This window comes from Aequorivita sinensis (assembly GCF_006346335.1).
In the GTDB taxonomy this organism is placed as follows: Bacteria; Bacteroidota; Bacteroidia; order Flavobacteriales; family Flavobacteriaceae; genus Aequorivita; species Aequorivita sinensis.
In genome coordinates this window covers 1-14,609 of record NZ_VDMC01000014.1, presented here as the reverse complement: position 1 = coordinate 14,609, position 14,609 = coordinate 1, and the positions used below count along the sequence as shown (strand labels likewise).

Annotated in this window: 15 protein-coding genes; 5 read left to right on the top strand and 10 right to left on the bottom strand. The window is 33.5% G+C overall.

Annotated features, from left to right (window positions below):
• Nucleotides 1–26 precede the first annotated feature (26 nt).
• The 3 genes from FHP04_RS12055 to FHP04_RS12045 all read left to right on the top strand — a co-directional run bounded on the left by FHP04_RS12055 (nucleotide 27) and on the right by FHP04_RS12045 (nucleotide 4,699).
• Nucleotides 27–1,097: an acyltransferase family protein gene (locus FHP04_RS12055; RefSeq protein ID WP_139856387.1), complete on the top strand. Its 1,071-nt coding sequence runs from the start codon at nucleotides 27–29 to the stop codon at nucleotides 1,095–1,097.
• On the top strand, nucleotides 1,094–2,482 hold the full coding sequence (gene glmM / locus FHP04_RS12050) for a phosphoglucosamine mutase (RefSeq protein ID WP_139856386.1): 1,389 nt from the start codon (nucleotides 1,094–1,096) through the stop codon (nucleotides 2,480–2,482). The genes FHP04_RS12055 and glmM overlap by 4 nt, the downstream gene beginning before the upstream one ends.
• 654 nt (nucleotides 2,483–3,136) lie before the next feature.
• Nucleotides 3,137–4,699, top strand: coding sequence for a T9SS type A sorting domain-containing protein (locus FHP04_RS12045; RefSeq protein WP_158319144.1), 1,563 nt, complete (start codon nucleotides 3,137–3,139; stop codon nucleotides 4,697–4,699).
• 345 nt (nucleotides 4,700–5,044) lie between these two features.
• On the opposite strand, the gene FHP04_RS12040 is transcribed toward FHP04_RS12045, so the two are convergent.
• From FHP04_RS12040 to FHP04_RS12025, 4 genes are all read right to left on the bottom strand, one after another.
• Complete coding sequence (locus FHP04_RS12040) at nucleotides 5,045–5,524, bottom strand: phosphoethanolamine transferase domain-containing protein (RefSeq protein ID WP_246051426.1); 480 nt, start codon at nucleotides 5,522–5,524, stop codon at nucleotides 5,045–5,047.
• A gap of 150 nt (nucleotides 5,525–5,674) precedes the next feature.
• Nucleotides 5,675–6,109, bottom strand: coding sequence for a hypothetical protein (locus tag FHP04_RS12035; protein ID WP_139856384.1), 435 nt, complete (start codon nucleotides 6,107–6,109; stop codon nucleotides 5,675–5,677).
• 225 nt (nucleotides 6,110–6,334) lie between these two features.
• On the bottom strand, nucleotides 6,335–7,327 hold the full coding sequence (locus tag FHP04_RS12030; protein WP_139856383.1) for a hypothetical protein: 993 nt from the start codon (nucleotides 7,325–7,327) through the stop codon (nucleotides 6,335–6,337).
• 243 nt (nucleotides 7,328–7,570) lie between these two features.
• Nucleotides 7,571–8,785 (bottom strand): MFS transporter, encoded by a 1,215-nt coding sequence (locus FHP04_RS12025; RefSeq protein WP_139856382.1) that lies wholly within the window; start codon nucleotides 8,783–8,785, stop codon nucleotides 7,571–7,573.
• Nucleotides 8,786–9,265: 480 nt separating this feature from the next.
• Here FHP04_RS12025 and FHP04_RS12020 point away from each other — a divergent pair, with 480 nt between their 5' ends.
• On the top strand, nucleotides 9,266–10,267 hold the full coding sequence (locus FHP04_RS12020; protein WP_139856381.1) for a T9SS type A sorting domain-containing protein: 1,002 nt from the start codon (nucleotides 9,266–9,268) through the stop codon (nucleotides 10,265–10,267).
• Nucleotides 10,268–10,714: 447 nt separating this feature from the next.
• Here FHP04_RS12020 and FHP04_RS12015 read toward each other — a convergent pair whose 3' ends face one another.
• The 6 genes from FHP04_RS12015 to FHP04_RS11990 form a co-directional block, all read right to left on the bottom strand.
• Nucleotides 10,715–11,833, bottom strand: coding sequence for an oxygenase MpaB family protein (locus FHP04_RS12015; protein ID WP_158319143.1), 1,119 nt, complete (start codon nucleotides 11,831–11,833; stop codon nucleotides 10,715–10,717).
• Nucleotides 11,834–11,878: 45 nt separating this feature from the next.
• Nucleotides 11,879–12,274 (bottom strand): MFS transporter, encoded by a 396-nt coding sequence (locus tag FHP04_RS12010; protein WP_139856379.1) that lies wholly within the window; start codon nucleotides 12,272–12,274, stop codon nucleotides 11,879–11,881.
• 159 nt (nucleotides 12,275–12,433) lie between these two features.
• A complete protein-coding gene (locus FHP04_RS12005) occupies nucleotides 12,434–12,730 on the bottom strand; it encodes a DUF4298 domain-containing protein (protein WP_139856378.1) in 297 nt (98 codons plus the stop codon).
• Nucleotides 12,731–12,989: 259 nt separating this feature from the next.
• A complete protein-coding gene (locus FHP04_RS12000; protein ID WP_139856377.1) occupies nucleotides 12,990–13,292 on the bottom strand; it encodes a HigA family addiction module antitoxin in 303 nt (100 codons plus the stop codon).
• Between the two features lie 11 nt (nucleotides 13,293–13,303).
• Nucleotides 13,304–13,606: a type II toxin-antitoxin system RelE/ParE family toxin gene (locus tag FHP04_RS11995; RefSeq protein ID WP_139856376.1), complete on the bottom strand. Its 303-nt coding sequence runs from the start codon at nucleotides 13,604–13,606 to the stop codon at nucleotides 13,304–13,306.
• A gap of 262 nt (nucleotides 13,607–13,868) precedes the next feature.
• Nucleotides 13,869–14,330, bottom strand: coding sequence for a hypothetical protein (locus FHP04_RS11990; protein WP_139856375.1), 462 nt, complete (start codon nucleotides 14,328–14,330; stop codon nucleotides 13,869–13,871).
• A gap of 47 nt (nucleotides 14,331–14,377) precedes the next feature.
• Here FHP04_RS11990 and FHP04_RS14520 point away from each other — a divergent pair, with 47 nt between their 5' ends.
• Nucleotides 14,378–14,548 (top strand): hypothetical protein, encoded by a 171-nt coding sequence (locus FHP04_RS14520; protein WP_158319142.1) that lies wholly within the window; start codon nucleotides 14,378–14,380, stop codon nucleotides 14,546–14,548.
• Nucleotides 14,549–14,609: the final 61 nt, after the last annotated feature.

The following is a 14,609-nucleotide window of genomic DNA, read 5'->3' as shown; positions in this document are numbered from 1 at the left end:
TATTTTTGATCTGTAAATACTGAAAATTGAAGAGGTTACCCAATTTAGACCCGTTGCGGTTTTTTCTAGCATCCCTTGTGTTGCTGTTTCACTTGCCTCAACTTTCCGCTAACCAGGGACTTCCTTATTTTGATGGGCTTCCTATATTTCATCGTGGTTTGGAGGCCGTTTATATGTTTTTTGTACTTAGCGGGTTTTTAATCATTAGAATTATTTACCGCGCCAAAATTCGGGGTACATTCTCTATTAGAGACTTTTACATTAAAAGAATTCTGCGAATATTTCCTTTGTATTATCTAGTTTTAGGTTTTGGATTTTTCTTTTACAATGTGATTTTACCCTATTTAAATATTTATTTTGAGATAAAATATACGTGGAAGGAAGCTCTATTATATAATGTTTTCTTTCTACCGAATGTATTCGCAAAAGTTTACGAACCCGGTGGAATTATTGAAATTCTATGGTCAATTGGGATTGAAGAACAGTTTTATTTATTCATAGCCCCTTTACTGTTTTTTATTAAAACCAAGTGGATTTTGCCAGTTCTAAGCGCTTTGCTGTTTGGGTATTTTATTCTATACTGGTCAAATGTTTTTGAAGTACTTCGCGATTATACTTTTGTGTTTTTCTACCTTTTCACAGGTGGAGTTATTGCTATACTTGAAGAAAAGAAAATGTTAGAGGTTTTTAAACGTAGAAAATTTTTTCCCCTGCTAGTTTGTTTGGCAACATTGCTGTTTTATTTTACCGATATATTTATGTTTGAACCTTTGTGGCTTCGTTCTTTAATAACCTGTTTGTTGTTCGGATTCTTTGTACATACCTTGGCATTCAACAATCGCGGAGTGGAAATGAATAATAAAATAATTAATCATTTAGGAAGTATTTCGTACGGAATATATATTTATCACGCCATAATTCTAAACGCTGTTGTATTTTTGTTTTTAGAACTAGAAATCCTTCAAAACCTTAATAAAAAATTAACCGTATTTTTGATGCTCCTGCTTACCTTCGCAGGAACTATTTTAATAGCTCATATATCGTATACTTACTTTGAGCTTTACTTTTTAAAATTGAAAAATAAATTTAGAAAATGACTTTAATTAAATCTATATCAGGTATACGCGGAACAATTGGCGGCCTACAGAGTGAAAACTTAACTCCAATCGATGCTGTAAAATACGCTGCTGCATACGGTAGTTGGGTAAAGAAACAACGCAACAAAGAAACACATAGAGTAGTGGTGGGTCGTGATGCCAGGATTTCTGGTGAAATGATTCAGCAATTGGTTATGAACACCTTAGTAGGGATGGGTATAACGGTAATAGACCTAGATCTTTCTACCACTCCTACAGTTGAAATGGCAGTAATGATGGAACACGCCGACGGTGGAATTATACTTACAGCTAGCCACAATCCAAAGCAATGGAATGCTCTTAAATTATTGAACAATAAAGGTGAGTTTTTGAACGCTGCAGCGGGACAAGAAATTCTTGATATTGCTGAAGGAGGAAATATAGAATTTGCAGAAGTTGATGACTTAGGCGAAATTCATAAAAACGATGCCTATATAGACTTACACATCGATGAAATTTTAGATTTACCTCTAGTAAATGTCGATGCTATTAAAGCTTGTAAGTTCAAAGTAGTGGTTGATGGTGTTAATTCAACAGGAGGAATAGCGATACCGTTATTATTAGAAGCTTTAGGAGTAGAGCCAGTAAAATTGTATTGTACTCCAAACGGTCAATTTCCTCACAACCCAGAGCCTTTAAAAGAGCATTTGGGCGATTTGATGAAAATGGTAGTAGATGAAAATGCCGATTTCGGAATTGTAGTAGATCCAGATGTAGATCGTTTAGCTTTTGTTGATGAAAAAGGTGAAATGTTTGGGGAAGAATACACTTTAGTAGCTGTTGCTGATTATGTTTTAAAACATACACCAGGAAACACTGTTAGCAATATGTCTTCGTCTAGAGCCTTACGCGATGTTACCGAAAAACACAATGGAACTTATACGGCTAGTGCAGTTGGGGAGGTGAATGTGGTTGAAATGATGAAAGAAACCAAGGCTGTAATTGGCGGTGAAGGTAATGGTGGAATAATTTATCCAGAATTGCATTACGGTCGTGATAGCTTGGTAGGAGTAGCTTTATTCTTAAGTCATTTGGCGGAACAAAAAATGGCTGTTAGCGAACTTCGTAAAACATACACCTCATATTTTATGAGTAAGAAGAAAATTGAGCTTACTCCAACATTGGATGTAGATGCAATTTTAAAAGCTATGGAAGCTAAGTATGCATCAGAAGATATCAATACCATAGATGGAGTTAAAATTGATTTCCCTGAAAATTGGGTACACTTACGTAAATCAAATACAGAGCCTATTATTAGAATATATACCGAAGCCAAATCGCAAGAAGAAGCAGATAGCTTAGCAGATAAGATTATTGCTGAAATTAAAGCAATAGCTAATATTTAGTAAACATCTTAGATTAAATATTAATGGCCCCAGTTGGGGCCATTATTTTATGAATTTAATTCCCTCAATTCAATATAAAGAAGATTCTTAATCAAGATGAATCGAGCATTTTAAGTTTATTTCTTTGTGAATGGAATAAGCGTAGGCAATTCTTTTTGATAGGTTTCATATTGTTTGCCAAGTGCTTTTTTTAAGTGTTTTCTTAGCCTCCCGAGTTTTCTAAAGTCCATTTCAGGTATTTTTCTTTTAGCTCTTTACCTTTTTCGTTTATTCTAACAATTGTGCTATTGTCTTGATAATTTTTTAGTGTAATAATAACCACCGGTTCCGGAGCCAATACATACGAAATAGTTTGACTATTTTCAATCTTGACTCCCTATATAGGATAATAACCATCACATTCAGGAATCTTCCATATTATCTCTTTTCCTAATTCTAACCTACTACTATTTTCTGAAATAAGGTACTTACTTATTACCTATGGCTTAACAATTTCATTAAAAATTTCTTCTAAGGATTTACTATATGCCCTCCCTATTCCAATTTTAAAATCAGCCCTTGTCAGAAAATGTTGAGGGGTAAGTTTCTTTTAATTTATTTCTTCAGGTTATGTTAAATTTCAATATTTGTAGATACAACCAATTTGTATCTATTATGAGATTTACTGCTATATTCCTTTTTATCTTTTTTATTGCTCTTGTAGAAAACACCCATGCACAATATATCAGTGGGGTATATCAAGGGGAACAGACTAGTGGAAATTATGGAGCTAAGGCAGTTAAAACTGTGCCGAATGACGGTTACATTATGGTAGGAAGTAACACGATGAGAATTCCTGAAAACAAAGATGAAGTTTATGTTCTTAGAATTTCAGACAGTCTCGAACCAAAATGGTCTAAGACCGTTAAGATAGAAGGAAAGGTGTGGGGGAATTCTGTAGAGCTTACACCAGATGGAGGGTTTATCATTGCAGGAACTTCGGAGGCTAAATTCACTGAAAAAAAATCTATTTATCTGTTGAAGTTAAGTTCCGCTGGAGAAATTGAATGGTCGAAAAATTTGAGTGAAATAGAAGGAAATCAAGAAGGTAATGCAATTAAAGCAACCGAAGATGATGGGTTTGTTATAGTTGGTTCTACTCAAATAGTAGGTGAAGGTAAAAATGTATATATCGTTAAGTTGGACAGTGAGGGAGAGGTTGAGTGGAGTAATAGTATTGGTGGGCTTGGAAATGATATAGCACATGCAGTTGATACCACCTTAGATGGACAAGGAGGCTATATAATAGCTGGAGAAACAGACTCTTTTGATGTAAATCAAGGTTCAGCCGATAGTTATATTGTTAAGTTAGATTCTTTAGGAAATCTTGAATGGTCTACGCTAATTACCCCTTTTCAATGGAGTAAAGCTTATGGCGTAGTTGCTATTCCTGGAGATGGATATGCCGTTGCAGGGAGACTATATCCAAATGGTTATATTGTGAAATTGGATGCCTATGGAAATTTAGAATGGAGCAATAAGTACGTTAATCAAACTCATTATTCAGGCTTTCACGATATTGACTTAATCGGTAATGGCAATTTGGTTGCTAGTGGAGTTGCGTCAGGAGGAGTGAGTTTTTTAATGGTAGAATCTAATGTAAATGGCGACTTTGTACAAGGAAATCAATATTTTGGGCAAGAGAAATTTGCAGCCTTCGCCTCAGCGCCAACCGATGATGGGGGCCTTATTACTGTTGGAACTAAAAATGCTAGATATAACGAGTGGGGGGATCGGGTTTTTTATGTAAAGCAAACACCATCTCTTCTTACTTGCGAATCTTTAATTCCAGTTTATTCTTATGACGATATACCTGGTGTTGCGAGACGTTCGGGAGGAGTTGTAACCAAAGGGGGAGCGAGTTTAACAGATGTGATGTCTATAGAAGGTGAAGGATTCGATATATTTCGTCGTTGTAATTCGTTAGGGAAGTTAGATCACTCTAAATTGGAGTTTTCTATATATCCCAATCCTGCATATGGTTTCTTTTTCATTAATTCAGAAGCTCTAATATACCGAATTGAAATAACAGCCCTAGATGGAAAGAAAATTTATTCGTCCGAAGTGCGGAACCACTCAGTTTCTGTTAGCACGCGAGATTTTTCAGCAGGTATGTATCTCGTAACTATTCATTCAGAAGCTGGAAGCAGCACAAAGAAAGTGATGGTTTCTAAATAAGGCATCGTACTCTCTACTTGTTGTATTTAGAATTTTGTTATTTGTCTGCCGCGTGGAAGTTTCATTTTAACCGAATAATATCTAGAAGTGCTATTTAGTATTATTTTGCTGTTTTCAGATGAATACTAAACCTGTACTTAAAAGCCATGAAAAGTCTAAGCACTACGGTTACTTATGGACTCGATTTGCTATTATCATTATGAAGGAGGATAAATAGAAATATGTATTTGTAATTTTGATGATGTTGATGCACCTAGGCATTAACCATTCCTTCGAAAACCTATTCTACAGGATTTTGAATTTAAATTAGAGCCTTAGATTCTAATATCATTTATTCACATTAAATTATTTCTTGATTTTCGCTAATATTTCTCTAAGTTCTGTTTCTTTCTGCGTTCCGGTTAGAAATTTTTTTCCATTCAGAAGTTCTATAGCTAAACCTCTATTTCCTTTAATGTTGTAGACAGTTCCATATTTTGTACCAAGCCGGATGCCCCATCCACCTACAAATCCGTAATTAACTACTTCAGCACTTTTTACATCTTTCCAATTTACTTTTTTCTTGACAAAGGGGAAGAAACTCATTCGGATTTCATTTTGGTCAATAATAGTTTTTAGTCGCATAAACCAAAACAAAGTAATTAAGCCAAAAATGAAAATAGAAAAAATAATGAGCCCTAAATCGGACATAGGATTATCACCAAATTTTTCCTCGATAATTAATTGTTTATAAATCCCTATAATGGGTAATACTCCTATTCCGATTAAAATTAACCAAAGCCACCATTGTGTGAATTTTTGTTCTTCTTTGAAAACGATCTTCATATTCAATTAACTAATAAGGTTAAAATAAAAACACTTAAGTTTATATAGAATTAAATGTAAGGAATTTTCGAATGAAAATGGGTGCTGTAAACCTTAAACTAACGCAGATAAAGCCTAAAATATTCTATCCAGCTAATTTTAATAAATGTCTTATGATTTTCTTTTTTCCAATTCTTGAACTGCTAATTTCAGAATTTTTATTTGTCCGTAAATATTATTCCACGGTTCAGCATTAATTTGAAAAGTTTCTGTTTTTTTTCCGAAAGAGTTTTTATACTTAACGACAAATCCTTTAAAGTGATCCAATTCAATAATTTCACTAGTTTTTAGTTTTAGTTCTTTTCTACCACCTAAAATGGAATAACTTATTAGGCTTATCTGATCTCCATTAACACCTATTTCAAGTAATATTTTCTGTTCCTTTATTGTTAAGTACATCGGATAAATTAATAATATCAACCAGGTATACCATTCAATTCGCTTAACGGTATTGAATAAATATATAATCAAGCCAACTGTTATAATATTGACCAGTAATCTCCAAAGTATTGATATTTTTAGGTTATGTATTAAATGGTCATTCATATCTAAATTCCTGAGTTTTAATTAGTGCCGAAGTATAGAATAAGGTGCATTTGAAGGATATTATTTGCATTTCTGTATTCCTTTCATTTTTCTAAGTTGCCGTTATTTAAATACTTAACATTATTTGTAAAATTAAAATCTGTTTTGTTATTATATACGTATCTGTTCAAATCTGTAAAATTAAAATCGGGAATTATCTGCTACATCGAGTATGCCTTTTAAACTTCATAAGTTTGTAATATGAAGTCCATATTGATCAAAATGCCGAATTAAATAAGCTTTTTCTTTTGGGGATTTGAAATAAAACGGAATAGAAAACTCGATGTAATCAGGATAAAGTTTACCCTTAAAATTAGTAAAAGAAGTTTCCCCATCTCTGAATTTGACTTTGAAACTAATATAGTTTTCTTCTTGCTTTAGCCATATACCTATGTCTTCATTAAACTCTCCTTTTTTAATAACGCCATAATTATATTGATGATTATAATCAACGGCTGTGTAAGTGATTTCTTTCGCGATTTGAGCCTCATTATTCTCCCACTCAAGAGGTGTAAAAGGGAAGGTCCATGCACCCACATAGGAATAATATCCACTGCTAAGCATTTCAAATGTTTTTTTAAAGAAGTTAGGATGTGAAAGTTTCTCTTCCTCCCAACTACCGGAAATATCTAGCTCGTCCGGCCATAGGTAATGTGCCAATTCGGGAATAAACTTCACACATTCTTGCTTTACTTCTCGTTCTCTTTTTTGCATCCGCAAGGACTTTTCATAATAAGGAGATTTCTTGTCCTTAATAACTGAATAGTCAAATAAACACAAATTCTTTTTTTCTTCTAAACAAGTGAATAAATAACCTCTATGATATTTTGATAAGGAGAAGTAGTTTTCCTTGTAAAAATAAAACACAGTAGTTTCAATAAAAGATTCTCTGATACCTGGACCTTTTTTAGTAACTAGTGCAAAGGAATAATCACCAGGCGGAGGAAACTTACCTTTTTCCCAAGTGGCTGGAGCGGTTAAAACAAAACTTCGTCTATTTTCTTGAAAGGGAGCTACAAACTTATTTTCCTCCTTTTTTGAGTTAGCCCAGAAACCACATTCCTCCCATATTTCTTGCATAGCTTTAATATCTTCGGGCTTGTCAGAATCCTTCAAAATACGCAGTAAATCGTATATATGGTTAGATTTTTTTAGCTTCTCTATTGTTGTTTTTGCCATTATTGAATGATTGAATATGCAAAAGTCTTGGCTTTAGTTCAAATCGGTTTACCTTTCTTAAACCGTTCTTTGTATGATTGGTGGCTTGTTGATGTAACCAATTTAACAAAAAAATCACAATTAGACATGAGTGAAGTGCACTGTGGAAAATAAAACCATGTGCCGTTAGCTATCGGGATTGGTAAGTAGGTGAGAACTAGCCATTAATTATACACATCTTAAGTTTGATTTTCTCTAAATCAGTTAACTTAGTGTTTTAGCTGTTTTTTTATTCCAGGCTATATATCCGAATAGACCAATGGCAACTATAATCATAATTGTTACTCCTAATTTTAATCCAAAAATTGGGTTGTCATAAAATCTGTCATTAAAAAATCCAGTACTGAAAATTAACATTGATGTTGGTATAAAGGCTAAGCTAATTAAAATTGCCAAATATTTTGGATTTGAATACTTTGTTAATGTGGAATAAAGAATTGGTGCAATATGGATTTCCGAAATGCCCATAAAAAGGATTGATAACAAATAGAGGATCATATGTTTTTCAGTAAAAACGTCTGGAATTGACATTAAAACAATAAGTGAAATAGCACCAAAAATAAAACCCAAAATTAATTTGAAGAATTGCGAAGTATAGAAATATGTCCATCCTATTATTGCAATTATACCTATTGGCAAAATGAGGAGGGAATTAATTGAGTGCCAATCATTTTTAAACATTTCAATAGTAATAACATCTCTAAATTGAACTTGTAAGTCTATAATCCTATAATACGAGATTTCATAAATTGCCCAGAAAAGTCCAACTACCATCAGAACGATGGAAATATTTATAATTCTTTTCTTAATAGTTAAATCGTGCTTAAATTCTTTTTCTACAACTTTTTCTTTGGTTCTAAGTATAGGAATTAAGGAGGATAACATTAATAAGCCACCGATTATAAAAGCATAATTATATCCGTATTTTTCTCCTATTAAGCCAATTAATAAAGTGCCAAGAAATGCCCCTAAATTTGTTGCCAAATAAAAAATCGAAAAACCCGAATCCAATTGTTTCTTATTGTTTAGATATGATTTCCCAAAATTTGAGATAATATTTGATGTGTAAAATCCGTTGCCAATAACTATCAAAAATAACCCAAGATATAATCCTAATGTTGATGGAATACAAAGACAAAAAGCCCCAATTGCCTGAATCATTCCTCCTATAAACAAAGCTTTTTTATTTCCAATAACCAGGTCCCCAAGAATGGCTCCAATAATTTTTGAAAGCATAAGGGAACCCGTGAACAACCCATAAATGCTTAACGCTTCTGTACTATTCATTTTTAGGACTTCTCCAGTCATATATATAATAATCAGTAATCTTAAACCATAGTAAGATGCTCTTTCCAAAATCAACGATATACTGTAGTACAAAGTTTCTATGGAATGTTTTTGTATTCGAATTCTTTCCATTCAGAGTTTTTTGTTGATAAATTCCGTGTTTGTATCTGGATTGTTACGTTTTTTAAGCTGGTAATTTAGCAAATACAAACCATTTAAAAATGAACAAAGTGAACTATAAGAAGTGAAAATCCGTGTGCCGATAGCTATCGGGATAAGTAAGTAGTTGAGAATTAGATATTAATTATATAGAATGTTATAGTACGTTATTCATTCACTATTCGTTCTTGTAATTTGGAATGAGCCTTTCTTCCCTGCTAAATTCTTTTATAATGGTTAGCAATTTTCTCACCTTGGTCAATAGTTTTATTTAATTCCCATTAAACACTATTCAATGAAGAAGGGCTTTAGATAATAGTCAAGTTAGTAGTTTAACAAAAAGTCTATTGGATATTAGTTAAAAGTATAATTATATGATGTTTTATTAGATGGAAAGGTTTTAGTATATGTAATTTTGTGAAATACCCTTTTTAACCCCTAAAAATTACTATCATGAAAAATACTTTACTCTTTTTTTTATTTATGCTTTTTGCATTTAAGGTTAGCGCCCAACTGCCAAAAGTTGCTTATATATATGCTGAAGCAGGTCCTGATGCTGCGCAGGCATGTGAAGACCTTGCGACTGACTTATTTGCCACAGGGCATTTCGAGATAGTAGACACATACAATGCTAGCGATAATATTGGAAATCAACCATCATTAGCACAAATAATGACCTATGATGCAGTTCTTATTCAAGGAAATTCTTCTTTTGCAGATGCTGTAGCTCTCGGTGATGATATGGCGGCCTTTGCTGCTTCTGGAGGAGGAGTTATACTTGCTTCTTATACCTTGGATGATTATGGTACACTTTTTAATTCGAAGTTACTAGGGGAATGGCAAAATGGAGGAGAATGGCATATTGTATTAAATCAACCTCTAGATTTTTTATTTACAGTTTGTGGTGATGGTATTGGGACAATATACGAAGCTGACCATCCTGTTGTAGCACATGCAAGTGAACTAGAATTCTCCGATTATCATGCAGGTGCATTTCCTTTAAACCCTCTTGTAACAGCGGATGCAGTACGTTTGTTAGATAGTGCTACCGGCAACCCAATTGCTTATGCATCAACAACTTTACCTAACAGGCTTGACCTCGGTATTTTTATGAGAAAACCTGCCGGATGTAGCTGGGATGGAATTTTTAATGTATCAAACTTTCTTGCAGATGCTTTTTACTATGTAATAGGTGAGGGGTTAAGTGTTAACGACAACAATATCGAGGATTTTACTTTTTCTCCCAATCCAGTAAATGATAAAATCGATCTTTTATCAGTAGAAAAAATCAATAACGTAGAGATTTACTCCGTATTAGGTAATAGGGTTTTTGAACAAAGTAATATGTCTACAGCATCGGCACAACTAGACCTTTCTAACTTGGTCGCTGGAATATATTTAATGAAAATTACTGTAAACGGACAAATTGGTACTTACAAGATTATTAAGAATTAACAGTAAGTCGATACTATTTTAGGTCACTAGTATCTGATTAAGATTTTTTAAAAGCGGGATTTTCTTTTAAGGATTCCCGCTTTGGTTTTTATTTTCATTTTAAGGTTGAAAATTTAAATTTCATATCAGATGATTTAAAGAATGAATAAGTGTATATGATTATCTACCTGGAATTTAAAATGTCATTTTTACACCTATTAATTTTAAATATAAAATCGCGATTTAAATGCTCCGAAACTTGCCTCGAAATCAATTCGTTTTTTTCTTTTAATTCTTAATGAGCTTGCCTAGGGGTAGTTTGCAAATTCAAAAATTATATTCCATTCTTCATCAGATTAAAAGTATTTTATCGGTTTCTTCTTAATTAACCACAACGGAAAAGGAGAAGTGACTAAATATTACTAAATTCTAAATTACCCCATAACCCAGATTTTTACAAGTACGATGTTAGGCAATGCTATTTTTATAATCTGCCAAAACACTTAATTGCTCCGTGTTCCCTGTTTTAATTTGATGGTCTCTGTCAAATTGAATTTCATTTTTTAATTGTATTGCTCTAGGGATTATGTTTTTAAATCTAACCGGTGGTATATTCAAGCTATTACGAGTCTCTTTATCAATAAGATAATTGGCGATGCTTCGGTGGATATAGCCCATATTCCTCTTAACGATATCCAGTTTTAATAGACTGATGGGCGTATTCTCATCCAAAAGTGAATTGGTCAGTATCATAGAATCTTCGTCGGGAGCGTTCTGATACTGTGTCCAAAATTTAAAGAATCCCAAAGCCTCCTCCTTATTATTTGGGATAATGTCCAAAGGTACCCCCAAGAGATAGGTTACATATTTCCACAAGTGGAATATTCCTTTTTCTTCCTCTTGGGAATATTTAAAATTGAGCTTTTTCAGACCAAAAAGATAGTAAACAGTAAAGGCAATATTAGTGGCTACCATATCAGCATAATTGATGGCGATACCATACTTCTCCCGATCCCAGTGCGGCATTTTTTCCTGAATCATTAACCGAGAAGCACTATGCACCAACCTCGTGCTCAAACACGCATTGAGGCGCCTGTTTTGGGAGTCTGCTGCCGTTCTTGAGACATTCACCCAAAAGTTCAGAGTATTATGAAGGCGGGTAACTGCACCTTTATCCAAAGAGCCTGTCGCAACAAGAGGTTTTGTAAGGTTTGCAAAATTATATCCGCCCAACAGAGCAAAGTTTCTTAAAACCAAAAGTCCTATTAAACCGCTTCGTTCAGATAATTCTGAACCTACTTTTATTAGTTTTTCATCTAACCAATCTGGTTTTTTTTCTAAGTTTTTCTTAAAATCGAGGTAATCTTGTGGTAGATTTTCGTCTGTGCCACTGTGTAAGGATTTCATAATGGTTTTGAAATCGTTATTTTTCATCCACTTTTTAACCAAAACATCTACTTCTTCATCATATTGATAGAAAAGATTTGAGTTATTTTGACTTGTAGGCACATCTTTTCCCGCCCATTCTATGAAATTTTTCCCATTGCCATCTTTCCAAAAATTCACATTTGTATTATTTAACTTCATTGTCATACGGTTTTTCTATACTATCGATTAACCATTTCACACGGCTTATTTTTGATTTTTAAAATTACTTAAATAAAATATAATAGCTAATACTGCCATTGAACCAAAAGCGATATGAAATGCGTAAGTCAAATTAAATTGACTAATTATCAATGCAATAATCAATGGGGAAACAAACTGACAGAAAAACAACATAGACGACATGGTGCCTATTATTTTTCCTCTATTTGAAACAGGAACATGTTTTATGAGCCATACATTGCCGTTTGGAAGCAATAGTCCAATTCCAAGACTCGAAATGGTTAAGCCTGAGATTATGCCAAAATAGCTTTTATTAAATGCCATTATAAAATAACCAATGGCCATTAATAAGAAGGCAAGACTAAAAAGTGATTTGAATGGGATTTGCTTTTTTATTTCTCCGTTCCTAAGCGATTGCATCGCGTGGTTTCTAAAGCTTTAATGTAGTAATATTTTAATTATTTTTTTTTCTTTATTCGATATCCGCTATTGCCTTTCTGTATTTAGGTCGGGTAGCTGGGCTTTTTATTGAACTGTAGGAGAGGACTCGTGCGGTAGCGGGGTAATTTGACATTAAAATTATCTTATTTTTTTACTCAATTTTTTCATTTTGAATGATAATTCAACTAAATCGGTTAGAAGCATATGAACAGCATCTTCACTTAAAACGCCGCGTTTAAGATCTTGAGGGATCTCCCCCCTCTTCTCAGCCATAACATCTTTCATATATTGAGATTCATAATATTTCTTTAATATCTCTAAATCTTCCAAAGATTCGGCAAGTTCATTCATTGCTTTATCAGATTTTTCAACGACGATTGTGAGTTCGTCTAATATGTTTTCCATTTTTGTAATACGGTCTATTATATTATTCATAGGTAGATGTTTTTTAATTTTTATTTTTATTTCACAAATCTGTGATTTTAAATTTGTTAAGTTATAGAATGCGCAGGTTTTTTTGGTAATGACTTATCCTAAAATATGGCTACAGGTTAAATTAGCAATTATTTTCGGTTTGACACAGACTTAAGCAATTACAATTAGATTCTAGCCTGCCCTGAGCGCAGGCGATTGGTAGTCGAATCTGCCGACACGAGTGTAACGAACTGGCAAAGCAAATTGCGGTTATAGCTTGTTAGGGAACGTTTTTATCCACGTGTTGCTTTATTTCGCTCAGTTCTTTTTCTTTATTTTCTTTTTCTTCTTCGATATTAAAATCATTTTGAAGACCGAGCCAGAATTTTGCAGAATTCCCAAAATATTTGCTTAATCGTAAAGCTGTGTCAGCCGTAATTCTTCGGTTTCCTTTAATAATTTCCGAAATTCTGGTTTGAGGTATTTTCAAGTCTTTGGAAAGTCGGTATGCGGTGATTTCCAACGGCTCAAGAAATTCGTAATTCAAGATTTGTCCAGGATGTACATTTGCTAACTTTTCCATTTTTATATTTTTTAATGATAATCAATTACCTGCTCGTCCGGCAGGCGGGTTTGCACTTCGTTTGCGTTTCCTTTATCCCAAATGAAAATAATCCGCCATTGTTTATAAATTCGAATACTGTAAAATTTGCTAAATTTTCCGGTCAGTTTTTCCAGTTGGTTGGATGGTGGAATTCTCTTATCGGAAATATCTTGCGATTTGTTCAATGTTCTTAATTTCCTCCCTCCAACGTTTTGAATATCAATCGGCATTTTCTTAACTCGGATTCCGTCCCAAATTTGTTCGGTTTCTTTTGAACCAAAGGATAATATCATACCTTTTTACGTTACTTACGTCAAAGGTGAGTATATTTTTGAATGTTTGCAGAATTTTTCTTCAAATGTGTACAAGTTTAGCGGCTATATGTCAGTTGCCAATCAAGGCGCACTGAGTTCTCTCGGCCATGATAAATATTATTCGTGAAAAAGAACTTCCGGCATGAATATATTTGGCAATTGCATTTATTCGCTGTTGTGTGCCGTTCAGTATTCTGTCAAGATCAGATTTTACTTTTATACCGTTCACAATCACATTTGTTTATTTTCGGCTTACGCTTATGTACGGGAACAATATGGTAGACTCATTAACTACTTGAGCAAAGGGCAGAAATTTTTTCAATTTCTTGTTTAGATTATTAATGAACATATTCATTTCTCTCACAATCAATTCATCATCTAGACCCGCATGATGCACAAATCCATCCCGATTTAAAATAGACATGCCATGATAATTAATTTTTATCAGTTCATTATCGAGTGCTATTTCTATCATTCTCATTGTTATACGAAAACTGTCACTGCTTTGAATGGTTGCAGGCAAGAAAGTTTCCCCCCTAGACGCATTCTCCACTTTTTTATATGCTGCTCTAATTTCTATAGCGGGGTTATTTGTTGCGTCATTATATAACCTACTTATTAAAACTGTAGGATTACCTATTTCGGTTTCAGGTATTTTTCTAGACAACCAATCATTCAGCATTTTTATTAAACTTCCTCTCATTATATATAGATTTTCGATTTAAAAGTAATAATAGCCGTTTCTTTGCGATGGCTACTATCACGGGAATGGCACACAACGTTACGTATATGAGCTGTGGCGTGTCTCGTCACGGACAATTGCAAACAGGTACTTGTCTGTGGAAATTCCGCAGGATTTTCCAAGTAGGCGAGGACAAGCCATTGCTTATACACATCTTAAGTTTGATTTTTACTAAATAAGTTAATTTTAAGTATTAATCAGAAAGAACAAAAGAGCGGAGTAAGGTTACTATATACGGTG